The sequence below is a fragment of the Klenkia soli genome, assembly GCF_900103975.1.
GTDB lineage: Bacteria > Actinomycetota > Actinomycetes > Mycobacteriales > Geodermatophilaceae > Klenkia > Klenkia soli.
Map to the genome: position 1 here is coordinate 219477 of NZ_FNIR01000006.1, position 22291 is coordinate 241767.

General features: G+C 75.1%; 22 protein-coding genes and 1 tRNA gene. 16 read left to right on the top strand and 7 right to left on the bottom strand.

The window, feature by feature from the left end; all coding sequences use genetic code 11:
- Entirely contained in the window at positions 1-2070 is a 2070-nt protein-coding gene (locus tag BLS67_RS11295; RefSeq protein ID WP_091244773.1) for a cation:proton antiporter domain-containing protein, read from the bottom strand.
- A 148-nt stretch (positions 2071-2218) separates the two neighbouring features.
- Between BLS67_RS11295 and BLS67_RS11300 the strand changes: the two genes are divergently transcribed.
- The gene (locus BLS67_RS11300) at positions 2219-3037 is read left to right on the top strand and encodes a serine/threonine-protein kinase (RefSeq protein WP_091244776.1); all 819 of its coding nucleotides are present in this window, start codon (positions 2219-2221) and stop codon (positions 3035-3037) included.
- Positions 3038-3046: 9 nt separating this feature from the next.
- On the opposite strand, the gene BLS67_RS24080 is transcribed toward BLS67_RS11300, so the two are convergent.
- From BLS67_RS24080 to BLS67_RS11315, 3 genes are all read right to left on the bottom strand, one after another.
- Positions 3047-4879, bottom strand: coding sequence for a serine/threonine-protein kinase (locus tag BLS67_RS24080; protein ID WP_207500493.1), 1833 nt, complete (start codon positions 4877-4879; stop codon positions 3047-3049).
- A 111-nt stretch (positions 4880-4990) separates the two neighbouring features.
- Complete coding sequence (locus BLS67_RS11310; RefSeq protein ID WP_091244778.1) at positions 4991-5389, bottom strand: Fur family transcriptional regulator; 399 nt, start codon at positions 5387-5389, stop codon at positions 4991-4993.
- Positions 5389-5730 carry an ArsR/SmtB family transcription factor gene (locus tag BLS67_RS11315; RefSeq protein WP_242653998.1) on the bottom strand — a complete coding sequence of 114 codons (342 nt, stop codon included), beginning with the start codon at positions 5728-5730 and terminating at the stop codon, positions 5389-5391. Before BLS67_RS11315 ends, BLS67_RS11310 begins: the two co-directional genes overlap by 1 nt.
- A 58-nt stretch (positions 5731-5788) precedes the next feature.
- On the opposite strand from BLS67_RS11315, the gene BLS67_RS11320 reads away from it, so the two are divergent.
- From BLS67_RS11320 to BLS67_RS11380, 13 genes are all read left to right on the top strand, one after another.
- Positions 5789-6049 (top strand): antibiotic biosynthesis monooxygenase, encoded by a 261-nt coding sequence (locus tag BLS67_RS11320; RefSeq protein ID WP_165617546.1) that lies wholly within the window; start codon positions 5789-5791, stop codon positions 6047-6049.
- 63 nt (positions 6050-6112) lie between these two features.
- The gene (locus tag BLS67_RS11325; RefSeq protein WP_091244783.1) at positions 6113-7507 is read left to right on the top strand and encodes a glycine--tRNA ligase; all 1395 of its coding nucleotides are present in this window, start codon (positions 6113-6115) and stop codon (positions 7505-7507) included.
- 153 nt (positions 7508-7660) lie between these two features.
- A complete protein-coding gene (locus BLS67_RS11330) occupies positions 7661-8314 on the top strand; it encodes a class I SAM-dependent methyltransferase (protein WP_207500495.1) in 654 nt (217 codons plus the stop codon).
- A 213-nt stretch (positions 8315-8527) separates the two neighbouring features.
- Complete coding sequence (locus BLS67_RS11335; RefSeq protein WP_091244788.1) at positions 8528-9475, top strand: ABC transporter ATP-binding protein; 948 nt, start codon at positions 8528-8530, stop codon at positions 9473-9475.
- Entirely contained in the window at positions 9472-10254 is a 783-nt protein-coding gene (locus BLS67_RS11340) for an ABC transporter permease (RefSeq protein ID WP_091244790.1), read from the top strand. Before BLS67_RS11335 ends, BLS67_RS11340 begins: the two co-directional genes overlap by 4 nt.
- A gap of 53 nt (positions 10255-10307) precedes the next feature.
- Positions 10308-11432 (top strand): sensor histidine kinase, encoded by a 1125-nt coding sequence (locus BLS67_RS11345; RefSeq protein ID WP_091244793.1) that lies wholly within the window; start codon positions 10308-10310, stop codon positions 11430-11432.
- Positions 11429-12076 (top strand): response regulator transcription factor, encoded by a 648-nt coding sequence (locus BLS67_RS11350; protein WP_242653999.1) that lies wholly within the window; start codon positions 11429-11431, stop codon positions 12074-12076. Before BLS67_RS11345 ends, BLS67_RS11350 begins: the two co-directional genes overlap by 4 nt.
- On the top strand, positions 12073-13236 hold the full coding sequence (dusB, locus tag BLS67_RS11355) for a tRNA dihydrouridine synthase DusB (RefSeq protein WP_242654000.1): 1164 nt from the start codon (positions 12073-12075) through the stop codon (positions 13234-13236). The genes BLS67_RS11350 and dusB overlap by 4 nt, the downstream gene beginning before the upstream one ends.
- Positions 13233-13682 (top strand): Rv0361 family membrane protein, encoded by a 450-nt coding sequence (locus tag BLS67_RS11360; RefSeq protein WP_091244795.1) that lies wholly within the window; start codon positions 13233-13235, stop codon positions 13680-13682. Before dusB ends, BLS67_RS11360 begins: the two co-directional genes overlap by 4 nt.
- 87 nt (positions 13683-13769) lie before the next feature.
- On the top strand, positions 13770-14384 hold the full coding sequence (locus BLS67_RS11365; protein WP_091244797.1) for a hypothetical protein: 615 nt from the start codon (positions 13770-13772) through the stop codon (positions 14382-14384).
- A 36-nt stretch (positions 14385-14420) separates the two neighbouring features.
- Positions 14421-15041, top strand: coding sequence for a YdcF family protein (locus tag BLS67_RS11370; protein WP_091244799.1), 621 nt, complete (start codon positions 14421-14423; stop codon positions 15039-15041).
- A 56-nt stretch (positions 15042-15097) separates the two neighbouring features.
- Entirely contained in the window at positions 15098-16996 is a 1899-nt protein-coding gene (gene dnaG, locus BLS67_RS11375; RefSeq protein ID WP_091245069.1) for a DNA primase, read from the top strand.
- A complete protein-coding gene (locus tag BLS67_RS11380; protein ID WP_242654001.1) occupies positions 16993-17529 on the top strand; it encodes a hypothetical protein in 537 nt (178 codons plus the stop codon). Before dnaG ends, BLS67_RS11380 begins: the two co-directional genes overlap by 4 nt.
- 1 nt (position 17530) lies before the next feature.
- Here the strand turns inward: BLS67_RS11380 and BLS67_RS11385 are convergent, their stop codons facing one another.
- Positions 17531-17731 (bottom strand): hypothetical protein, encoded by a 201-nt coding sequence (locus BLS67_RS11385; RefSeq protein WP_091244801.1) that lies wholly within the window; start codon positions 17729-17731, stop codon positions 17531-17533.
- A gap of 115 nt (positions 17732-17846) precedes the next feature.
- Here BLS67_RS11385 and BLS67_RS11390 point away from each other — a divergent pair.
- Positions 17847-17922 (top strand) — tRNA-Asn (locus BLS67_RS11390).
- 91 nt (positions 17923-18013) lie between these two features.
- Here the strand turns inward: BLS67_RS11390 and BLS67_RS11395 are convergent.
- Complete coding sequence (locus BLS67_RS11395) at positions 18014-19870, bottom strand: GAF domain-containing SpoIIE family protein phosphatase (RefSeq protein ID WP_091244804.1); 1857 nt, start codon at positions 19868-19870, stop codon at positions 18014-18016.
- Positions 19871-20043: 173 nt separating this feature from the next.
- On the opposite strand from BLS67_RS11395, the gene BLS67_RS11400 reads away from it, so the two are divergent.
- The gene (locus BLS67_RS11400; protein WP_207500496.1) at positions 20044-20838 is read left to right on the top strand and encodes a CPBP family intramembrane glutamic endopeptidase; all 795 of its coding nucleotides are present in this window, start codon (positions 20044-20046) and stop codon (positions 20836-20838) included.
- On the opposite strand, the gene BLS67_RS11405 is transcribed toward BLS67_RS11400, so the two are convergent.
- Entirely contained in the window at positions 20824-22290 is a 1467-nt protein-coding gene (locus tag BLS67_RS11405; RefSeq protein ID WP_242654002.1) for a rhamnulokinase, read from the bottom strand. The two genes, BLS67_RS11400 and BLS67_RS11405, sit on opposite strands and share 15 nt — an antisense overlap.
- Between the last annotated feature and the right edge of the window lies 1 nt (position 22291).

The following is a 22291-nucleotide window of genomic DNA, read 5'->3' on the forward strand; positions in this document are numbered from 1 at the left end:
TCAGGTGACCTGATCACCGGGCGGCAGGGCGGGGGCGGTCTCCACCCCGGCGACGGTCTCGGTGAGGTCGCGGTCCCGGTCGTCGGTGCCGGCCAGCACCGCCAGCAGCACGCCGTCCTCGGCGACCCCGGCCAGACCGGCGGGCCCCAGGTGCAGGCCGGTGGACGGCGCGGCGGCCACCCGGTGCACGGTCAGCCCGGCCTTCTCCAGCAGCTCGGCGACGCCGTCGGCCTGCCGGCGGGACCGCCAGCCGTCGCCGGCCACGAGACCCAGCGGCACCCCGCGCGCGGTCACGAGCTGCGCGGCCAGCCGGACGGCGGTGCGGGCGTCGGGGGAACCGTCGACGTGCAGCCAGACGCCGTCCTCCGCGCCGTCCCCGTGCACCTGGACGACGGCGGCGGCCAGCTCGTCGTCCGCGGTGGGAGCCCCGCCGGGGGAGCCCCACCCGGCCCGCACGAGCACGACGTCGGCGGCCGTCGTCGCGGCCTGGGCGCGGACCACCTGCCACGGGTCGTCGCTGAACCGGGCGCTGACCGACGTCGTCAGCCCGCGCTCCTCCGCCGGCCGGCACAGCCGCCGCAGCTGGTCGCCGGAGGCGGCGATCAGGCCCAGCTCCTGGCCGAGGCCGCTGGCGACCTCGAGACCCGGCCGGGCGGGCAGCACCCGGCTGAGCACCAGGTGCGCGGGTCGCTCGTGCCCGGCCAGGTCGCCGGCCAGCTGGACCAGCGGGGCGTCGGCCTCGGGGTCGCCGACCACGACGAGCACGGTGAAGGCGTCGGGCAGCCCCAGCGCCGCGCGCTCGGCCGCCTCGATGTCCCGCTGCACGGCGCGCGGGGGATAGGTGACCCGCAGCAGCGGGGCGGTCATCACGGTGGTGACCACGGCCATCAGGACCAGCAGCGTGAACATCGTGCCGTCGAGGACGCCCAGGCCGACGCCGATGTTCAGGATGACCAGCTCGGTCAGCCCGCGGGTGTTCATCAGGACGCCGAGCGAGGTGGCCTGCCGGCGCGGTACCCCCTGCGAGCGCGCGGCCACCGAGGCGCCGACCCACTTCCCGGCGACGGCGACCAGCAGCACCAGGACCAGCTCGACCAGGTTCTGCGCCGACAGCCCGCCGATGTCCACGCCCAGCCCGGTGACCACGAAGAACACCGGCAGCAGCAGGAGCACGCTGACCTGCTCGATCCGGTCCAGCACCTCGCGGTTCAGCGCGGCGGCGCCCGTGCGGGGCATGGCCACCCCGAACAGGAATGCGCCGAAGATGAAGTGGATGCCGATCTCCTCGGTCACGAACGCGCTGGCCAGCACGCCGACCAGCACCAGCGCCAGCATGTCCGGGGTCAGCCGCCCGTGGTGCTCGTACCGGGCCACCAGCCGGCGCAGCAGCGGGCGCAGCACCAGGAAGACCACCAGCGCGAACGCCACGGTGAGCAGCAGGATCTGGGCGACGCCGGTGAAGGTGCCGCCGACGGTCACCGCGACGACCACGGCCAGCAGCGCCCAGGCGAAGACGTCGTCCACCGCGGCGCAGGCCAGGGCCAGCACCCCGGTGGGGGTGCGGTGCATGCCGCGCTCGCCGAGGATGCGGGCCAGCACCGGGAACGCCGTGATCGACATGGCCACGCCCAGGAACAGCGCGAACGCCACGAACCCCACCGCGTCGCCGCCCACGACGTCGTGCCGGGGGTGCAGCAGGAAGGCCAGCCCGATGCCGAGGGCGAAGGGCAGCAGGATCGAGGCGGCCGAGACGGTGAACGCGATCCGCTCGCGGCCGCGGATGAAGGACAGGTCGACCTCGAGGCCGACGATGAACATGAACAGCACCAGCCCGAGCTGGGCCAGCACGTTCAGGTAGGGGCGCACGTCGGCCGGGAAGAGCAGCTGGTCCAGGTCGCCGGGCAGCGCCCCCAGCAGGCTGGGCCCCAGGGCGATGCCGGCGATGATCTCGCCGACCACCGCGGGCTGTCCCAGGCGGACGGCCAGCCGGCCGACGAGGCGGGCCACGACGACGATGACGGCGAGGCCGACGAAGACGTAGGCGACGACCTCGGCCGGTGTGTGCTCCACGGACGGCTCCCGGGACAGGTCGCAGGGCAGGCGGAACGGCTCGGTCCGTCTCCGCGTCCGCCGGAGCCTAGCGACGGCCGGGCGGACGTGGGAGCCTTTCGCCCGCCGCCCGTGGGGGTGGCCCAGGACCTCAGCCCAGGAGCCGGCGATGGACGTCTCGACCCGGAGCAGCACGCCCGCGCACGTCGCCGACTACCCGGTCGTGCGCCTGCTCGGCGAGGGCAACAACGGCCGCTACTACCTGGCCCGGCCCCCGGCCCGGCTGGGGCTGGCCGACGAGTTCGTCACGGTCAAGGTCTTCACCGGCACGCACAGCGAGCAGGCCTACGAGCGGGGCGTGCGCGAGCTGCGGGCCTTCGCCCAGGTCTCCTCGCCCTACCTGGTGCGGGTGTACGACGCCGTGCTCGAGGACAGCTTCCTGTACGCGATGGAGTGGTGCCCGCTGGGCTCGTTGGCCGCGCCGGCCCGGCCGCTGGCCCGGCCCGAGGTGCTGCGCGCGGTCGCCGACGCCGGCCTGGCCCTGCACGCCCTCCACGAGGCCGGGCTGACCCACGGCGACGTCACCCCGGCCAACGTGCTGGTCACCGAGACCGGGGGCAAGCTGTCCGACCTCGGGCTCAGCCGGGTGCTGGCCCCCGGGGTCACCATGACCGGCATGGCCGGCGCGGCGTCGGTCGAGTACGTCGACCCGGCGATCCTGCAGGGCCAGCGCCCCTCGCGCGCCAGCGAGGTCTTCGCCCTGGGCGCCACGCTGCACCGGGCGCTCACCGGCGTCGGGCTGTACGGCGAGCTGCCGGCCAACGAGCCCCTGCTGGCCATCCGGAGGGTGTTGGCCGCCGAACCGGTGCTCGGTCCGGGCATGACCGCCGACGAGGCAGCCGTGGTGCAGGCCTGCCTGGCGCCGCTGGGCCAACGGCTGGGGACGACGGCCGAGGTCAGCGAGATGCTGCGGCGGCTCGCGGGCTGAGCCGCCGGCTCAGCCGACCTGGAAGTCGCTCTTGGAGGCGTCCTGCCACCAGTCCCACAGGTCGTCGAGGTCGTTCGCGCCGTCGGTCACGGCGACGTACCCCTCGGCCCGTGCGTCGTCCTGGGTCCAGAAGATGACCCCGCGGCCGTCGTCCTCCAGGTAGCAGGCGACCGAGCCGGCCTCGTTGCCCTCGGAGTCGTTGTAGTCCAGCCACCCGGGGTTGTCCGGGCACCCGTCGGTCGTGCCGACCCGGTCCAGGCCCAGCCGCGACACGTCGCCGGCGAAGGCGTCCTGCAGGCTGCGCTCGTCGGGGTAGCCGTAGAAGAAGGACTGGTCGGGGCCGCCGGAGATGGCTGCACCGCACTCCACCGCCGAGTCGGCGCCGTCGGAGGGGATCTCGTACTCGTCGCAGTCGTCGACGGCGAAGTCGGCGGGCAGCCGCCCGAGGAGGTCGTCGACGGCCGTGGGCGAGTCGGTGACGACGTCGCTGGACGGCGCCGTCGTGGTCGGCGTGGTGGTGGCCACGACGTCGTCCCCGCCGCCGCGGGTCACCGCGACGGCGACGACCACCATCACCGCGACGACGACGGTGGTGGCCAGCGCGATCCACAGCACGGCGGAGGACTTCCGCGGCGGCGGGACCGGCTGCTGGCCGCCCCAGGTCCCGCCGCCGGTGGGCGGACCGAACCCACCGCCGGTGCCCGGACCGGCGGGGTAGGAGGGTGCCCCGGTCCACGACCCGGGTCCGGGGCCGAAGCCGCCGCCCGTGCCGCCGAGCGACGGGGCGAACCCGCCCCCGGTGCCCTGGCCCACCGGGGCGAACCCGCCGCCGGTGCCGGGCCCGACCGGGGCGAAGCCCCCTCCGGTGCCCCCGCCCGTGCCCCCGCCGGTACCGCGGCCACCGGAGGGGTCGGTGAACCCGACGGTGTGCGGGGGCACGTTGCGGAGGTCCTGGATGGTCGTGGGCGGCGCCTGGGGCACCACCACCTCGGGCCGGGGTCGGCCACCGGCCCCGGCCAGCGCGGCGCGGGCCGCGGCGGCGAGCTCGCCGGCGCTGGCGTACCGGGCGTCGGGGTCCTTGGCCAAGCCGCGGGACACGACGGCGTCCAGCGCGGCGGGCAGCCCGGGCACCAGCGAGGACGGCGGGTCGACCTCGGTGTTGACGTGGGCGAACATCTGCGCACCCAGGCCGTCGCGGGGGAACGGGCGGCGGCCGGTGAGGCACTCGAAGAGCACGCAGGCCAGGGCGTAGACGTCGACCCGCAGGTCGATCTCGCGCTCGAGGAACCGCTCGGGGGCCATGTAGTCGAACGAGCCCAGCGCCGCACCGGTCTGGGTGAGCGACGGGCCCTGGGAGTCGGTGGTGGACCGGGCGATGCCGAAGTCGACGAGGTAGGCGAACTCGGCGTCGCCGCTGCCGGTCAGCAGGACGTTGGAGGGCTTGACGTCGCGGTGCACGAGGCCGTCGGCGTGCGCGGCGTCCAGCGCCTGGGCGACCTGGCTGACGACCGACACCGCCCGCTCGGGGGTGAACCGCATGTCGCGGGCGAGCACCTGGGCGACGTCGTCGCCGCGCACCAGGCGCATGTCCAGGAACAGCCGGCCGTCGATCTCGCCGTAGCGGTGGATGGGCACCACGTGCGGCTCGTTGAGCCGGGCGGCCAGGTGCGCCTCGCGGCGGAAGCGCTCGCGGTAGCCGCGGTCGGCGGCCAGGTGCTCGGACAGCACCTTGAGGGCCACGGTCCGCTCGTGCTCGGTGTCGTAGGCGCGGTAGACCTCGCCCATGCCGCCGCGCCCGATCAGGGCCTCGATGCGGTAGCTCCCGAACTGCTCGGACTCCACCGCGCGCCCCCTCAGGATCCGGCCCAACATCCGGCGAGGACTCCTCGGCCCACCGCGCAGGGAGTCTAGGGACCGGGCGGCCTGCGGCCAACGGCCGTGACCCCGCCGTGATCAGCTTTCCGGGACGACGGCGTTCCGGCAGGCGGCGCAGGTGCCGAAGATCTCCAGCGTGTGGCTGATGTCGGCGAAGCCGTGCTCGTCGGCGACCCGGTCGGCCCACCGCTCGACCGCGGGGCCGGCCACCTCGACCGTGCGCCCGCAGCTGCGGCAGACCAGGTGGTGGTGGTGCTGCGTGCTGCACCGGCGGTAGAGCGCCTCGCCGGAGTCGGTGCGGATGGAGTCGAGCTCACCGTCGTCAGCCAGGGCCTGCACGGCCCGGTAGACCGTCGACAGGCCCACGGAGTCACCGCCGGCACGCAGCCGGGCGTGCACCTCCTGCGCGCTGTGGAAGCCCTCGAGCTCGTCGAAGACGGCGGCGACGGCGGTGCGCTGACGCGTGGTGCGGACCATCAGGCGATGGTGACCGACGGGGCCGCGGAGTGCGCGGCGTGCTCGATCGCGTCGCGGACGATGTGGCCCACGTGGTTGTCGACCAGCCGGTAGTGCACCTCGCGGTGCTTGCGGTCACCGACCACCAGCCGCGCGCCGCGCAGCACCCGCAGGTGCTGGGACACCAACGGCTGGGGGACGGCGAGGGCGTCGACGAGCTGGTGGACGCACAACGTGCCGTGCTCGTCGAGCAGGGCGACGATCGACAGGCGCAGGGGCGCGGCCAGCGCCGACAGCAGCTCGCTGGCCGCGGCGACGTCCTCGGGGTGCCGGCGGGGGAGCGGGAGCGGGGCGGCCGACATGCCACCATCGTCCCTGCATGTGAGAACCATTGTCAACGTGGAGGTGTCCGTGTTCGCGGTGACCAGGTTCCGGACCGACGACGGGACGGCGCTGCTCGCCGACGCGGCGGTGCTGCTCGCCGCGCTGCGCGCCCGGCCCGGCTTCCGCTCCGGGGAGTTCGGCGCGGCCGCCGACGACGACGGGCTGTACGCGCTGCTCACCACCTGGGACGGCGTGGGCGCCTACCGCCGGGCGCTGTCCGCGGCCGAGGTCAAGATCGCCGGTGCACCGGTCTGGGTGCACGCGCTCGACGAGCCCGGGGTGTACCTCCCGGAATGAGGTCGCGGGCCCCGTCTAGCGTTGCGGGGCAACCGCCGACCGCCAGCCGGATGGAGATCCTCCGTGAGCACCGCCCCGCACGACCCCGCCCGCCTCGACAAGGTGGTCAACCTCTGCAAGCGCCGGGGGTTCGTCTTCCCCGCCGGGGAGATCTACGGCGGCACCCGCTCCGCCTGGGACTACGGGCCGCTGGGCACCGAGCTCAAGGAGAACATCAAGAAGCAGTGGTGGCGCACCGTCGTCCAGAGCCGTGAGGACATCGTCGGCCTGGACTCCTCGGTCATCCTGCCGCGCCAGACCTGGGTCGCCTCGGGCCACGTCGGGGTGTTCACCGACCCGCTGACCGAGTGCCAGAACTGCCACAAGCGGTTCCGCGCCGACCACCTCGAGGAGGGGTTCGAGGCCAAGAAGGGCCGCGCCCCCGAGGGCCTGGCCGAGATCAGCTGCCCCAACTGCGGGGTCACCGGTTCGTGGACCGAGCCGCGGGACTTCAACATGATGCTGAAGACCTACCTGGGCCCGGTCGAGGACGAGTCCGGGCTGCACTACCTGCGCCCCGAGACCGCGCAGGGCATCTTCGTGAACTTCGCCAACGTCATGGGCGCGGCCCGCAAGAAGCCGCCGTTCGGCATCGGCCAGATCGGCAAGAGCTTCCGCAACGAGATCACCCCCGGCAACTTCATCTTCCGCACCCGCGAGTTCGAGCAGATGGAGATGGAGTTCTTCGTCAAGCCCGGCGACGACGAGGAGTGGCACGAGTACTGGATCGCCGAGCGCACCCGCTGGTACACCGACCTGGGCATCAGCCCCGACAACCTGCGGCACTTCGAGCACCCGGCCGAGAAGCTGTCGCACTACTCCAAGCGCACGGTCGACATCGAGTACCGCTTCGGCTTCCAGGGCTCGGAGTGGGGCGAGCTCGAGGGCATCGCCAACCGCACCGACTTCGACCTGAAGACCCACTCGGAGCACTCGGGCACCGACCTCTCGTACTTCGACCAGACGACCAACGAGCGCTGGACGCCCTACGTCATCGAGCCCGCAGCCGGCCTCACCCGCTCGCTGATGGCCTTCCTGGTCGAGGCCTACCGCGAGGACGAGGCCCCCAACGCCAAGGGCGGCGTCGACACCCGCACCATGCTGGCGCTGGACCCGCGGCTGGCCCCGGTCAAGGCCGCCGTCCTCCCGCTGTCGCGCAACGCCGACCTGTCGCCCAAGGCCCGCGACCTGGCCGCGGCGCTGCGCAAGAACTGGAACGTCGAGTTCGACGACGCCGGCGCCATCGGCCGCCGGTACCGCCGCCAGGACGAGATCGGGACGCCGTTCTGCCTCACGATCGACTTCGACACCCTCGAGGACGACGCGGTGACGGTGCGCGAGCGCGACACCATGACCCAGGAGCGCGTCGCCCTGGACCAGGTCGTCGGCTACCTGGCCCAGCGCCTCGTCGGTTGCTGAAAGGGTCCGTCTGCCCGGCGTGGATCAGCTGGGACGACGACTGTGCATCCTCAGCCACCGACGTCGGCGGCTGAGGATGCACGGTGCTCGTCGCACCTGATCCACGCCGCGCGGTGGGGGCGGCTCGGGGTCGGCCATGCTGACGCGGTGCTGGTGACCTCGCGTTCCTTCGACGAGTACCGGGCCTTCTTCGGGTTGACCGACGACGACCTCGGCCGGCGGGTGCTCGACTGCTGCGCAGGCGCCTCCGGTTTCACGGCCGTCCTGGCGCAGTGCGGCGGGCAGGTCGTCGCGGTCGACCCGGCCTACGCGGGCGGCCCGGATGCGCTGGCCCGGGCGGCCCGGGACGGCACCAGCGGCGGGCAGGCGATCATCACCGACCACCACGACCGGTTCACCTGGCGCTGGTACGGCAGCCCCGAGCGCCGGGCCGAGATGCGGGCCGCCGCCCAGCGCGCCTTCTCGGCCGACGTGGTGGGGCGGTCGGGTGGCTACGTCGCCGGCGCGCTGCCCGCACTGCCGTTCACCGACGGGGCGTTCGACCTGGCGCTGTGCTCGCACCTGCTCTTCACCTGGTCCGACGTGCTGGACCAGGCCTGGCACGAGGCCGCGTTGGTCGAGCTGCTGCGGGTGGCGGCCGAGGTGCGGGTGTTCCCGCTCGTGGTGCAGGGGACCGGGGACGACGTCCCGTTCCTGGCCGACCTGGTCGCGGCACTGCGGGAGCGCGGGTACGCCGCTGACACCGTGCCGGTCGGCTACGAGTTCCAGCGCGGGGCCGACCGCATGCTGGTCGTGGGTCACGGCTGATCTCCGCAGACCCACGCGGTGCAGGGATGCTGTCGCTCTGCAGGGGCACGACATCCCTGGACGGCGTGGGTCTGCGGTCGGTGGGGTGCCGCCGGATCCCGGGAACCGCGGTTTCCGGGAACGGGTGGTCGGGGCGTGGCGGTGACAGGTGTCATGGCGGGGTCGTGATGGGCGGCCGATGTGCGGGGGCCGTGCGCTCGCCAGGCTGGCCGCATGACGCAGACCACCGCGGCGCCCGCGGCGCCGACCAGCAGCGGGCCCCCGCCCGCCGTCCGGCTCGCCGGGCTGACCAAGCGCTTCGGCGCCGTGACCGCCGTCGACGGGTTGGACCTCACCGTCCGGGCCGGTGAGGTCGTCGCCTTCCTCGGCCCCAACGGCGCCGGCAAGACCACGACGATCGACATGATGCTGGGCCTGTCCCGCCCCGACGGCGGGGAGGTCGAGGTGTACGGCCTGCCGCCGCGCACCGCCGTCGCCCACGGCCTGGTGGCCGCGGTCATGCAGACCGGCGGCCTGCTCAAGGACCTCACCGTCGCCGAGACGGTGCGCCTGACCGCCGGGCTCTTCGCGCACAGCCGGCCGGTCGCCGAGGTGCTCGAGCGCGCCGGGATCGCCGACATCGCCGACCGCCGGGTGGGCAAGTGCTCCGGCGGCCAGCAGCAGCGGCTGCGGTTCGCGATGGCCCTGCTCCCCGAGCCCGAGCTGCTGGTGCTCGACGAGCCCACCACCGGCATGGACGTCGAGGGCCGGCGGGACTTCTGGACGGCGATCCGGGCCGACGCCGAGCAGGGCCGCACCGTGCTCTTCGCGACCCACTACCTGGAGGAGGCCGACGCCTACGCCGACCGGATCGTGCTGGTCGCCGGCGGGAAGGTCGTCGCCGACGGCACCGCCGCCGAGATCCGCGCGCTGTCGGCCGGCCGCCTGGTCACCGCCACCCTGCCCGACGGCCAGGCGCACCTCGCCGAGCTGCGCGGGCTGGCCGGGGTCGAGTCGGTCGAGCTGCGCGGGCAGACCGTGCACGTGCACAGCGCGGACTCCGACGTCGTCGCCCGGCACCTGCTCACCGCCACCGCCGCCCACGACGTGCAGATCAGCTCGCGCGGGCTCGAGGACGCCTTCATCGCCCTGACCGGCCGCACCCACGGAGAGACCCGATGACCACCACCGCGATCCCCGTCCGCCGCGCCCCGAAGGCGGGTGGGTTCTCCCTCGGCTTCCTGGGCCTGGAGATCCGCCGGCTGCTGCGCAACCGCCGCACGCTGGTGTTCACCGTCGTCCTGCCGCCGGCCTTCTACTTCCTGTTCGGCGGCGCGAGCTACACCGGGGAGAGCGCCGGCCGGGGCAACGTCTCGGCGTACGTGATGATCAGCCTGGCCGTGTACGGCGCCATGATCGCCACCACCTCGGCCGGCGCCTCGGTCTCGGTCGAGCGGGCCGTGGGCTGGTCCCGGCAGCTGCGCCTGACCCCGCTGCGTCCGGTGGCCTACATCGTCACCAAGCTGCTGGCAGCCATGGTCATGGGCGCGCTGGCCGTCGCGGTGGTGTTCCTCGCCGCCGGGGTGTTCGGCGGGGCCCGCATGGACCTCTGGGTCTGGGTCGTCTCCGGCCTCGTCGCCTGGGTCGGTGCGCTGGTGTTCGCCGCCCTGGGGCTGTTCGCCGGGTACCTGCTGCCCTCGGAGAACGTGATGCAGCTGCTGGGCCCGCTGCTCGCCGTGCTGGCCTTCCTGGGCGGGCTGTTCGTGCCGCTGGACGTGCTGGGCGAGACCTTCCGGAACCTGGCGGAGTACACCCCGGCCTACGGGGTGGGCGCCCTGGCCCGGATGCCGCTGACCGACGAGGGGTCGCTGGTCACGGCGGTGCTCAACGTCGCGGTGTGGACGGCGGTCTTCGTCGCCGGTGCCGCCCTCCGGTTCCGCCGCGACACGGCGCGCGTGTGACCAGCACCGACACCCACCTCCGGGGGCCAGACTGGCCCCCGGAGGTGGTCCGCGTGGTGGTCACGTCGCTGGAGGACCGGCCCGTGGCCGGGCGGCAGCCGCGGCGGTGGGGCGGGTTGTTCGCCGTGGTGTGGCTGGTCTACCTGCTGCAGCCGGTGCACACCGCCTGGACCAGCCCGGACGTCGGCACCGGCGCCCGGGTCCTGGCGCTGACCGCGCTGGGCGCCTTCGCGGTCGGGTTCGCCGTCTTCTTCGGCTGGCTGCGCGCGGTCCGCAGCGCCGGGCCCGTGGTGGCCAGGCCGGTCGTCGCGGGGGCGCTGGTCGCCGGGGTGCTGCTGCTCGTGCTGGCCGAGCCCGCCGCGGGGGAGGACGTCCTCGTCGGCTACGTCTACCTCGGGGTGGCTGCGGTCATGGGCCTGCCGCTGCGGGAGGCCTTGTTCACGGTCGCCGGGCTGGTGTTCTCCGCGATCGGCCTGGGGTACGGCCTGCCCGGCTGGCAGCCGCAGTGGGACTTCCTGCCCGAGCTGCTGCTGGCCTGCTTCGCCGCCTACGGCGTGGACCAGGTGCTGCTGCGCAACGTCGAGCTCACCCGGGCGCGCGAGCAGATCGTCGAGCTGGCCATCAGCCGGGAGCGCGAGCGGCTGGCCCGCGACGTGCACGACATCCTCGGCCACTCGCTCACCGTCATCACCGTGAAGAGCGAGCTGGTCGGCCGGCTGCTCGAGGACGCCGGGCCCGAGCGCGCCCGCGTCGAGGTGGCCGAGATCGAGCAGCTGGCGCGCGGTGCCCTGGCCGACGTCCGGGCCACCGTCGCCGGCACCCGCGAGGTGTCGCTGGCCGGTGAGCTGGTCGCCGCCCGCCGGGCCCTCGCGTCCGCGGGCATCGAGGCGGAGCTGCCCGGCTCGGTCGAGGCCGCCCCGGCGGCGCACCGCGAGCTGTTCGCCTGGACCCTGCGCGAGGGCATCACCAACGTGGTCCGGCACTCCGCCGCCCGGCACTGCGCGGTCCGGTGGGACACCGCCTGCCTCGAGGTCGTCGACGACGGCCGGGGGATCGGGGTGACGGCGGCCGGCACCGGGCTGGCGGGCCTGCGGGCCCGCGCCGAGGCCGCCGGGGCGGTCCTGGAGTCCGGGCCGGTGCCCGGCGGTGGCTTCCGGCTCCGGCTGGTGGTCGCGTGAGCGCCCCGACGGGCCGCATCCGGGTGCTGCTGGCCGACGACCAGGCACTGGTCCGGGGCGCGCTGGCGGCGCTGCTGGACCTCGAGCCCGACCTCGAGGTGGTCGCCGAGATCGGCCGGGGCGACGAGCTGGTGGCCGCCGTCCGCGAACACCGGGTCGACGTGGCGCTGGTCGACGTCCAGATGCCCGGCGCCGACGGCATCACCGCGACCGCGCAGCTGCACCGCGAGGTGCCCGGGTGCCGGGTGCTGGTCGTGACGACGTTCGGCCGCCCGGGCTACCTGCGCCGGGCGATGGACGCCGGGGCCGCCGGGTTCGTGGTCAAGGACACCCCGGCCCGGCAGCTGGCCGACGCCGTCCGCCGGGTGCACGCCGGCCTGCGGGTGGTCGACCCGGTGCTGGCCGCCGAGACGCTGACCGCCGGGGACACCCCGCTGTCGGCCCGGGAGACCGAGGTGCTGGCCGCTGCGCAGGACGGCGGCACCGTGGCCGACCTGGCCGCCGTGCTACACCTGGCGCAGGGCACGGTGCGCAACCACCTGTCCGCGGCGATCGGCAAGACCGGCGCGCGCACGCGGGCCGAGGCGGTGCGGATCGCCGAGGAGAACGGCTGGCTCGGGGCCCCGCCTACCCTGGGGCGGTGACCGCCGTCCTCGACACCCGTACCGCCACGGGCCCGGCCCCGCTGCGGCTGGGGGCGCTGACCGTCGACCCCGCCGTCGTGCTCGCGCCGATGGCCGGCATCACCAACCCCGCGTTCCGCACCCTGTGCCGCGAGTTCGGGGCCGGGCTCTACGTCTGCGAGATGATCACCACCCGGGCGCTGGTCGAGCGCAACGAGAAGACGCTGCGCATGGTCCGGGCGACCGCCGAGGAGCGCGACGCGTTCTCCGTGCAGCTCTACGGCGTCGACCCCGCCACGGTCGGCCGGGCCGTCGAGATGCTGGTCGACGAGTGCGTCGCCGGCACCCGCCCGGCGCACGTCGACCTCAACTTCGGCTGCCCGGTGCCCAAGGTGACCCGCAAGGGCGGCGGGTCGGCGCTGCCCTGGCGGCGCCGGCTGTTCGAGGACATCGTCACCGCCGCCGTCCGGGCCGCGGGCGACGTGCCGGTGACCGTGAAGACCCGCATCGGCATCGACCCCGAGCACCACACCTACCTCGACGCCGGCCGCATCGCGCAGGACGCCGGCGCCGCCGCGATCACCCTGCACGGCCGCACGGCCGACCAGCTCTACAGCGGCACCGCCGACTGGAGCTACATCGCCCGGCTGGTCGAGACCGTCGACATCCCGGTGCTGGGCAACGGCGACGTCTGGGAGGCCGACGACGCCCTGCGCATGGTGGCCGAGACCGGCTGCGCCGGCGTCGTCGTCGGCCGGGGCTGCCTGGGCCGGCCGTGGCTGTTCGGCGACCTGGCCGCCGCCTTCGCCGGGTCGTCGTCCCGGGCGCTGCCCACGCTGCGCGAGGTGGCCGCGGTCATGCACCGGCACGCCACCCTGCTGACCGCCGAGCACGGCGAGCAGCACGGCTGCGCCGACTTCCGCAAGCACGTGGCCTGGTACCTGAAGGGCTTCTCCGTCGGGTCGGCCACCCGGCGGGCGCTGGCGATGGTCAGCTCGCTGGACGAGCTCGCCGAGCTGCTGGCCGGCATCGAGGACCAGCCCTACCCGACCGCCGTCCTGGGCGAGCCGCGCGGCCGCACCACGCCGCCGCGGCCGGTCGCCCTGCCCGAGGGCTGGCTGGCCGACCGCGACGACCCCCGCCCGCCGGCCGGCGCCGAGCTCGAGGTCAGCGGCGGATGAGCACCCCCGACTACCTGTACGACGACGACCCGCAGCCGCTGCACGCCGGGCCGGGGCGGCCCCGGCGCGGTCTGCTGCTGGCGCTGGGCGCCGGCACCGTCGCGGTCGCGGTCGCCGCGGTCGTGGCGCTGCCCCTGCTCACCGGCAGCGCCGAGGAGCAGGTGACCGAGGTGGCCGACGTGTTCACCCGGGCGCTGGCGGCGGGGGACGCCGAGACCGCGTGGGGCCTGCTCTGCGAGGACGAGCAGAACCGGGTGCAGGTCGACCAGGTCGCCGCCGACTACCTCCGTCCGGGCACCCCCTCGGTCGGCGACCCCGCCGAGGGCGAGCGCGACGGGCAGCGGGCCGAGGTCGTGCCGGTCACCTGGTCCGCCGGCGGTGCCACGGTGACCGTCGAGCTGACGGTCATCGCCGAGGACGGCGCGAAGGTCTGCGGCATCTCCTGACCCCGGGGACCGAGCACTTCCGGTGACCGGCCGGGGCTGGCAGCATGGCGCCACCCCGCGCCAGCCCCCGTGTCAGAGAGGACCGCCGTGGTCCAGCCACCGCCGTCCGGCCCCGGTCAGCCGGGCCCCCAGCCCCAGGCCGCACCCACGCAGCTGGTGTTCCCCGGCCAGATCGGTGCCCCGCAGCAGCAGTACGCCCCGACGCCGGCCCAGGCCGCCTCGCAGGGCGGCGCCGCGCGCGCCGTCGGGTTCCCCGGCTACCGGTCGCCGGCGCCCTCCCCGAAGAACCAGACGTCGCTGGTCGTCGGCTTGGTCGTCGTGGCGGCCACCGTGCTGTTCGCCGTGGTGGGCTTCGTGCTCGTGTCCGGCCGGGCGCCCAGCACCCCCTCGGCGGCGGCGCTGGCCTACGTGCAGGCCGCCGTCGACGGCGACTCGGGGAAGGTGCACGACCTGCTGTGCGAGCGGGTCCGCGCCGTCGTCCCCGAGTCCGCCGTCGAGTCGAACGTGATGGGCGGCAACCGGGTGCCCGACGCGGTCCAGGCCGAGGTGGTGAGCGAGACCGACACGGTCGCCGCGGACGGTCGGCCCGCCGTCGACGTGGTGCTCGCGCTGACGGTGTTCGGGCAGACCGCCCAGCAGGACGTCGTCCTGGTCGAGGAGGAGGGCTACCGGGTCTGCGGCGGCACGCTCGGGTTCGGCTGAGCCCCCGCCACGGCCCCGCGTGGTACCCATGTCGACATGGTCGGAGGCTTCGTGGGGCGTGCGGTCGGGGCGGCCGTGCTCGCCCTCGGCCTGATCGTGGTGTCCACGGCCACCGCGATCTGGTGGACCGCCCGGCAGGACGCCGAGCCCCGGTCCGACGCGATCGTGGTGCTCGGCTCGGCGCAGTACAACGGCGTGCCCAGCTCGATCTTCGAGGCCAGGCTCGAGCACGCCCTCGCCCTCTGGCAGGACGGCGTGGCCCCGGTGGTGGTCACCGTCGGGGGGAAGAAGGACGGCGACGAGTTCACCGAGGCCGAGGCCGGTCGGGACTACCTGCTCGACGCGGGCATCCCCGCCGACGACCTGGTCGCGGTGACCGACGGGGTCGACACCCTGGAGAGCATGCGGCTGGTGGCCGCCGAGTTCGACGACCGCGGCTGGTCCACCGCCGTCCTGGTGACCGACCCGTGGCACGTCATGCGGGCCGAGCGCATGGCCGAGGACGCCGGCATCGACGCGGCCAGCTCCCCGACCCGCCAGGGCCCCGCGGTGCAGACCCGTGCCACCCAGTTCCGCTACATCGTCCGCGAGACCGCGGCCTACCTGCTCTACCGGGCCACCGGGGAGAGCGTGGCCGGCGCCCCGGGCATCGGGTGACCACCCTCTGCAGCCCGTCGTGACGCTGGTGGCGCGGCGCTGGGATGATGGACCGCATGGCAGGTGAGCGGCGGGGGCGGATCCGGGCCGCGGACATCGCCACGGTGCGCGAGCGCGCCAAGATCGACGAGGTGGTCGGCGAGCACCTGCAGCTCAAGCGCGCCGGCGGCGGCTCGCTGAAGGGGCTGTGCCCGTTCCACGACGAGAAGTCGCCGTCCTTCCACGTCACCCCCGCCCGGCAGCTGTTCTACTGCTTCGGCTGCGGCGCCGGCGGCGACGTCATCAAGTTCGTGCAGGACATCGACCACCTGTCCTTCTCCGAGGCCGTCGAGCTGCTGGCCGGCAAGGCCGGCGTCCAGCTGCAGTACGAGGACGACGGCGGGCGGCCCACCGGAGCCCCCGACCGGGCCGCGGCCGGCCAGCGAGCCCGGCTGGTGGCGGCCAACGCCGCGGCGGCGGAGTTCTACCGCCAGCAGCTGGCCACCCCCGACGCCGCGATCGCCCGCACGTTCCTCGCCGAGCGCGGGTTCACCCGGGAGATGGCCGCCGAGTTCGACTGCGGCTTCGCCCCGGCCGGGTGGGACGTCCTGACCCGGCACCTGCGCGGGGCGGGGTTCAGCCAGGCCGAGCTCGAGCTGGCCGGGCTGAGCAAGCAGTCCTCCCGCGGCACCTCGATCGACCGGTTCCACCGCCGCCTGCTGTGGCCGATCCGCGACATCACCGGCGACGTGATCGGCTTCGGCGCGCGCAAGCTGGCCGACGACGACCCGGGGCCCAAGTACCTCAACACCCCCGAGACCCCGCTCTACAAGAAGTCGACCGTGCTCTACGGCGTCGAGCGGGCCAAGCGCGACATCGCCCGCCAGCACCGGGCGGTCGTCGTCGAGGGCTACACCGACGTCATGGCCTGCCACATCGCCGGTGTCACCACCGCGGTGGCCTCGTGCGGCACGGCGTTCGGCGCCGAGCACATCAACGTGCTGCGCCGGCTGCTCATGGACCAGGACGAGTTCCGCGGCGAGGTCGTCTACTGCTTCGACGGCGACAAGGCCGGCCAGGCGGCGGCGATGAAGACCTTCGCCGAGGACCAGCGCTTCGTCGGCCAGACCTTCGTCGCCGTCGAGCCCGACGGGCGCGACCCCTGCGAGCTGCGGCAGGCGCACGGCGACGCCGCCGTGCGCGACCTGGTCGCCCGCCGGGTGCCGCTGATCGCCTTCGTGCTGAAGACGACGCTGGCCGGCTACGACCTGGACACCGTCGAGGGCCGGGTGCACGCGCTGGACAAGGCCGTGCCGATGGTCGCCCAGATCAAGGACCACGCGCTGCGGCCGGCCTACGCCCGGCAGCTCGCCGGCATGCTGGGCAACACCGACGAGGCCGAGGTGCTGGCCCGGGTGCGCGCGCTGACCGGTGACGGGGCCGGCAACGGCCGCCAGGCACCCCGGCAGAAGGCGCCGGCCCGCACGGCCGACGACGCCGCGGCGTTCATCGAGCGCGAGGCGGTCAAGACCGCGCTGCAGTGCCCGGAGCTGGCCGGCCCGGCCTTCGACGCCGTCGCCCCCGAGTCCTGGACCCAGCCCGAGTACGCCGCCGTCGCCGCCGCGGTGGCCGCGGCCGGCGGTGCGGCGGCGGCCACCGTCGGCGGCGCGGCCTGGGTCGACCAGGTCGGGGCCGCGGCGGAGTCCGACGACGCGCGCCGTCTGCTGCCCGCGCTGGCCGTCGAGCCGCTGAAGTCGCCCACCGACGAGCCCGACAGCGGGTACGTGCACGCGGTGCTGACCCGGCTGCAGGAGATGGCGACGGTCCGCCGGGTGGCTGCGCTCAAGGGCCGGTTGCAGCGGATGAACCCGGTCGAGGCCCCCGAGGAGTACACCAAGGTGTTCGGCCAGCTGGTCGCCCTCGAGCAGGAGGCCCGCGCGCTGCGCGAGCGGGCGATCGGCGGGCTGGCCCGGTGAACCCGTTCCGCCGGCTGGCCCAGCGGTTCGGCCGGCCGCCCGGTCCGGTCGCCGAGGCCGCGGGGGACGACGACGTCCTCGCCTGGGGCGCGCGCCGGGACGGCGGCTGGCTGGTGGCGACCTCGGCCGGGCTGCGAGCGGTGCCCGACGGCGAGCTGCTGCCCTGGCACCTGGTCGGCCACGCGCGGTGGGCCGCGGCCGAGACCGGGGGCACGTTCGCCGTCACCCCGCTGGTCGAGGTGGAGCCGGGGGTGCAGACCCGCGGCCCGGCCACCCGCCACGTGCTGGACGACGCCGGCGAGCTCCCGGCCGTCGTCCGCCGGCGGGTCGACCAGACCGTCGTGGCCAGCAAGCGGCACCCGCTGCCGGCCGGGGGAGGGGTGCTGCTGGTGGCCCGCCGCGTGCCCGGTCAGGCTGCCCGGGAGTGGACCGTGGTGTTCGACGACGACGCCGACCGCGACGACCCCGCGGCGCGCGAGGTCGCCCGGCAGCGCCTGGCCGAGGCCGTGGACGGCGAGGACACCACCCGCTGAGTCAGCGGTCGCGCAGCTCCGACTTGGCGGCCGCGACGGCGTGGTCGGCCTGGGCGCGCAGGGTGCCGGCCAGGGACTGCAGGCGCGGGTCGTCCTTGGCGTGGTCGTAGGCGCGGCGGATCTGCTCGTAGCGCTCGCGGCCGGCCCGCGCGCCCAGCACGTAGCCGGCACCGAACCCGGCGAGGAAGGACAACTTGGCCACGGGGGACCTCCTGAGGAGTGGCTGGGAGTGATCGACGCTACCGGCCCGACACACCCGGGGGTGCCCCCAGGGGATCCCCGCACCGTGGGGTAATCTCGGCACCCGCACGACGCGGTCCCCCGTAGCTCAATTGGCAGAGCATTCGACTGTTAATCGAACGGTTTCTGGTTCGAGTCCAGACGGGGGAGCCACCACGGAGGCCCCGACCGGAACCCCGGTCGGGGCCTTCGTCGTCCGCGGCGACGAGATGGCGGTCGCGACCGCCCGGCTCGTACGGCCGGCCTACGCCGGGACGGGGGTCGCTGGTACCTCGGACGGGCCGGCCTCGGCGGGGCGGGGCCGGTCCTCGGGGTGGAAGCGGGCGGCGAGGATCGCGATGTCGTCGTCGGCGCCCGGGGACAGCTCGGCGAGCAGCTCGTCCAGCAGGTCCTCGAGTGGCAGGGGCGCGAGGGCGGCCAACCGCTGGGCGAGGTGGTCGACGGCGGTGTCCAGGTCGACGCCGCGGCGCTCGACGAGCCCGTCGGTGTAGAGGACGACGGTGGCCCCGGGCGGGATGTCGACCGTGTGGTCGACACGCGGTGCGTCGGGGTGCAGGCCCACCAAGAGGTGCGGGGGGCGGTCCAGGACCTCGACCCGGCCGTCGGGGTGCAGCAGCAGCGGAGGGGGGTGACCGGCGTTGGTCCACCGCAGGCGCCGCATGCCCGAGGCCGCGGCGGGGGCGGGCTGCTCGATGCGCCCCAGGACGAGGGTGGCGTAGGTGTCGATGGCCAGCGCGCCCATGGCGTGGTCCAGGCGGGCGACGGTGCGGGAGGGGTCCTCGTCGCGGTCCACGCCGTACCCGCGCAGGATCGAGCGCACCTGACCCATGACGGCGGCGGCCGCCGTGTCGTGCCCGGTGACGTCCCCGATGACCAGGCAGGTCGCGCCGTCGGGGCTGAGGAAGGCGTCGTACCAGTCGCCCCCCACCTGGTCGACGTCGCTGGAGGGCACGTAGCGGCCGGCCAGCTGCAGGTGGTCGGGCTCGGGCAGACGGGTGAGCATCGCCAGCTGCAGGGTCTGGGCGGCGGTGCGTCGTTCGGCCAGCAGCTGGGCCCGGTTGAGCGCCTGCGCGGTGTAGCGGGCCAGGGCCAGCTTCTCGTCCCGGGCCGCGGCGGTCCAGCTGCGGGGGGTGTCGAAGACCAGGCTGAGCACGCCGACGACCTCCCCGGCGTGGGACAGGGGCAGGTGGGCGGTGGCCTCGTAGGCGACGGGGCCGGTCGCGGGGTCCCACGTGGTGGGGTGCCGCTCCATCAGGGCCGCAGCGTCGGGGAACCAGGTGGCCCGGCCGGTGACGGCGGCGTTCCCGGCCGGGTGCGCGTCGCCGACGGGCACCCAGTCCCACTGCGGGTCCTCCAGGCCGGGGTGGCCGGGGACGGGCACGAACTCCAGCCGGCGACGGGTGGGGTCGACCAGGCCCAGGAAGCAGTAGCTGGCCCCCAGCGTGCGGGCGGCGACGTCGGAGACCGCGCAGGCGATGTCGACGGCGGTCTCGGTGTCGGCCAGCGCCTCGGACAGGGCGAGGAGCACCTGGGCCTGGGTGGTGGCCGTCTCGGCGGCGGCCCTGCTGCGGGTCGCCTCGTCACCGACCCTGCGCAGTCCCAGAGCCGCGGAGGCCAGCACGCCCAGCCGGGTGAGCACGGCCACCTCGGCCGGTGTCCAGGTGCGGGGTTCGACGTCCAGGGCGACCAGCACCCCGACCACGCCTGCGTCGCCGGCGGTGAGCGGGACGCCGCAGTAGGCGCGAGCACCCAGCCCGGTGAGGGTGGTGCCGCGCTGGAGGTCGCCGTCGAGGACCCCGGGGGCGGTGGAGGTGTCGTCGACCGACAACGGGAGCCCGGTGGCGATGACCCGGCGGCAGAACACCGTGGGCTCGACGACGTAGCCGCTGCCGAGATCGGTCGGGTCGACGTCCGGGGTGCGGACCGGGGAGGAGGCCAGCCAGCGCAACCGGTCGCCGTCCAGCAGGCTGACCAGGGAGACGGGGCAGTCCAGCAGGTCCCGGACCACCACGGTCAGCTCGTGCAACGCATCCGGGACCGGACCGCTCGCGCGGCCGGCTGTGGTGGTCGCGAGGCGATCAGCCATCAGATCGGTGGTCATGGTCGTCCTGACAAACGGGTCGCCGGGGCCGGGGCGAGGAGGCGTGCAACTCCGGTTCTGTGGACCACAACCTATCGTCGCGCCGGTCCGGGCACCAGGAGCCTGGACCGACGACGTCCCGTGGTGGTCCCGGCGGTCAGCTCCCGCACAGCATCACCGCCGACACTCCTCCCGTGACCCAGGACGACGGCTCCGGCGGCACGGCCGTCGTGGGCGTGCCCCGGCGGTGGCTGGCGGTCGAGGTGTGGCTGGTGTTCGGGGTGTCCCTGGGTGCCGCCGGCCTCCGGGCGGCCGTGCAGCTGGTCGGTGCGCTGACCGCGAGCGGTCCGCTGGCCGGCCGCACCGCGGTGCTCAACTCCTCCCGGGCGCCCGGCCAGCCGTGGGTCGACCTGGCGCTGCAGCTGACCGGGCTGGCCGCCGGCCTGGTGCCGGTGCTGCTGGCGGTGCACCTGCTGACCCGCTCCGGGGAGGGCGTGCGCCCACTGGGCCTCCGCCCGGCACGGGTCGGCTCCGACGCGGCCCGCGGGGTGGGGCTGGCCGCCCTCGTCGGCGGCACCGGGCTGGCCCTCTACCTGGCGGCCCGCGGTGCCGGGGTGAACCTGACGGTGGTGCCCGAGGCCCTGCCCGACGTCTGGTGGCGGATCCCCGTGCTCGTGCTGTCCGCCGCCCAGAACGCGGTGCTGGAGGAGGTGCTGGTGGCGGCCTACCTGCTGCACCGGCTGCGGCAGCTGGGCTGGTCGGACAACCGGGCGCTCGCGGTGAGCGCGCTGCTGCGGGGCAGCTACCACCTGTACCAGGGGCTGGGCGGGTTCGTCGGCAACGTGGTCATGGGCCTGCTGTTCGGCCGGCTCTACCAGCGGTGGGGCCGGGTCGGCCCGCTCGTCGTGGCGCACACGCTGATCGACGTGGTCGCCTTCGTCGGGTACGCCGTCCTCGCCGGGCAGGTGTCCTGGCTACCCACGGCCTGAGCGTCGCTCGGCGGCGGCCCAGGCCGACGGGTCCCCGCCCGGCTCGTACCGGACGACGTCCTGGGTGTCGCGCAGCAGCGCCCGCAGCTCGGCCAGCCCGCCGGTGACCGCACCGGCCGCCCGTGCCTGCACCAGCACGTTGCCCAGGGCCGCGGCCTCGACGGGGCCGGCCCGGACCGGGAGCCCGCAGGCGTCGGCGGTCAGCTGCATGAGCAGGGTGTTGCGCGCGCCGCCGCCGACCACGTGCACCACCTCGACGGCGGTGCCCGACAGCTCGACCGCCGTCCGCACCGCCCGCCGGTAGGCCAGCGCGAGGCTGTCCAGGATGCAGCGCACGGTCTCGGCCTGGCTCTGCGGTGGGGTCTGCCCGGTCTCGCTGCACAGCTGGGCGATGCGGGCCGGCATGTCCCCGGGGGCGAGGAAGCGGGGGTCGTCGCAGTCGACGACGGCGGTGAACGCCGGCACCCGGGCCGCGGCGGACAGCAGCTCGGCCAGGTCGGCGGGCAGCCCGGCGGCCGACCAGGTGCGGATCGACTCCGACAGCAGCCACAGGCCCATGACGTTGCGCAGGTACCGCACGGTGCCGTCGACGCCGAGCTCGTTGGTGAACCCGGCGGCGCGGCTGTCGTCGGTGAGCACCGGTGCGGGCAGCTCGACGCCGACCAGCGACCAGGTGCCGCACGAGACGTAGGCGAACCGGTCGGACGCCGCCGGGACGCCGACGACGGCCGACGCGGTGTCGTGCGACCCCACCGCGGTGACCGGTACCGACCCGGTCAGGCCGGTCTGCTCCAGCACCGCGGGGGTCAGGACGCCGAGCGGGTCGCCGGGGGAGACCAGTGGGGGAAGGAGCTCGCGGGGCAGGCCCAGGGCGTCGACCAGCGGCCACGCCCACTGGCGGGTGCCGGCGTCCAGCAGGCCGGTGGTGGAGGCGTTGGTGACCTCGGCCGCGACCACGCCGGTCAGCCAGTGCGCGACCAGGTCGGGCACCAGCAGGGCGGTGCGGGCAGCGGCCAGCTGAGCCGACCCCTGCCGCGCGGCGAGCTGGAAGACGGTGGTGAAGGGCAGGTGCTGCAGGCCGTTGAGCCGGTACAGCTCCCCGGCGTCGGCGACCGCGTGCACCCGGTCGACGCCCACGAGGTGCCCGGCGTCCCGGTAGTGCAGCGGGTTGCCCAGCAGCTCGCCGTCGCCGTCCAGGAGCCCGACGTCCACGGCCCAGCTGTCGATGCCGACGCCGTCCAGGGGCCCGGTGCGCCCGGCGGCCCGCAGGCCGTCGAGCACCCCGGCGTACAGCGACAGGACGTCCCAGTGCAGCCGGCCGCCCACGTGCACCGGCCGGTTGGCGAACCGGTGCACCTCGGTCAGCTCCAGCCGGCCCGGACCGACCTCGCCGACCATCACCCGCCCGCTGGAGGCCCCCAGGTCGACGGCGGCCAGCCGCAGCTCCGCCACG

What these genes read in the sequence shown, in the direction of transcription:
- BLS67_RS11315 (WP_242653998.1), bottom strand. Translation starts at nt 5,730, where the DNA reads ATGTCGGCCGCCCCGCTCCCGCTCCCCCGCCGGCACCCCGAGGACGTC.
- BLS67_RS11310 (WP_091244778.1), bottom strand. Translation starts at nt 5,389, where the DNA reads ATGGTCCGCACCACGCGTCAGCGCACCGCCGTCGCCGCCGTCTTCGAC.
- BLS67_RS11360 (WP_091244795.1), top strand. Translation starts at nt 13,233, where the DNA reads ATGAGCACCCCCGACTACCTGTACGACGACGACCCGCAGCCGCTGCAC.
- BLS67_RS11340 (WP_091244790.1), top strand. Translation starts at nt 9,472, where the DNA reads ATGACCACCACCGCGATCCCCGTCCGCCGCGCCCCGAAGGCGGGTGGG.
- dnaG (WP_091245069.1), top strand. Translation starts at nt 15,098, where the DNA reads ATGGCAGGTGAGCGGCGGGGGCGGATCCGGGCCGCGGACATCGCCACG.
- BLS67_RS11300 (WP_091244776.1), top strand. Translation starts at nt 2,219, where the DNA reads ATGGACGTCTCGACCCGGAGCAGCACGCCCGCGCACGTCGCCGACTAC.
- BLS67_RS11395 (WP_091244804.1), bottom strand. Translation starts at nt 19,870, where the DNA reads ATGACCACCGATCTGATGGCTGATCGCCTCGCGACCACCACAGCCGGC.
- BLS67_RS11335 (WP_091244788.1), top strand. Translation starts at nt 8,528, where the DNA reads ATGACGCAGACCACCGCGGCGCCCGCGGCGCCGACCAGCAGCGGGCCC.
- BLS67_RS11370 (WP_091244799.1), top strand. Translation starts at nt 14,421, where the DNA reads ATGGTCGGAGGCTTCGTGGGGCGTGCGGTCGGGGCGGCCGTGCTCGCC.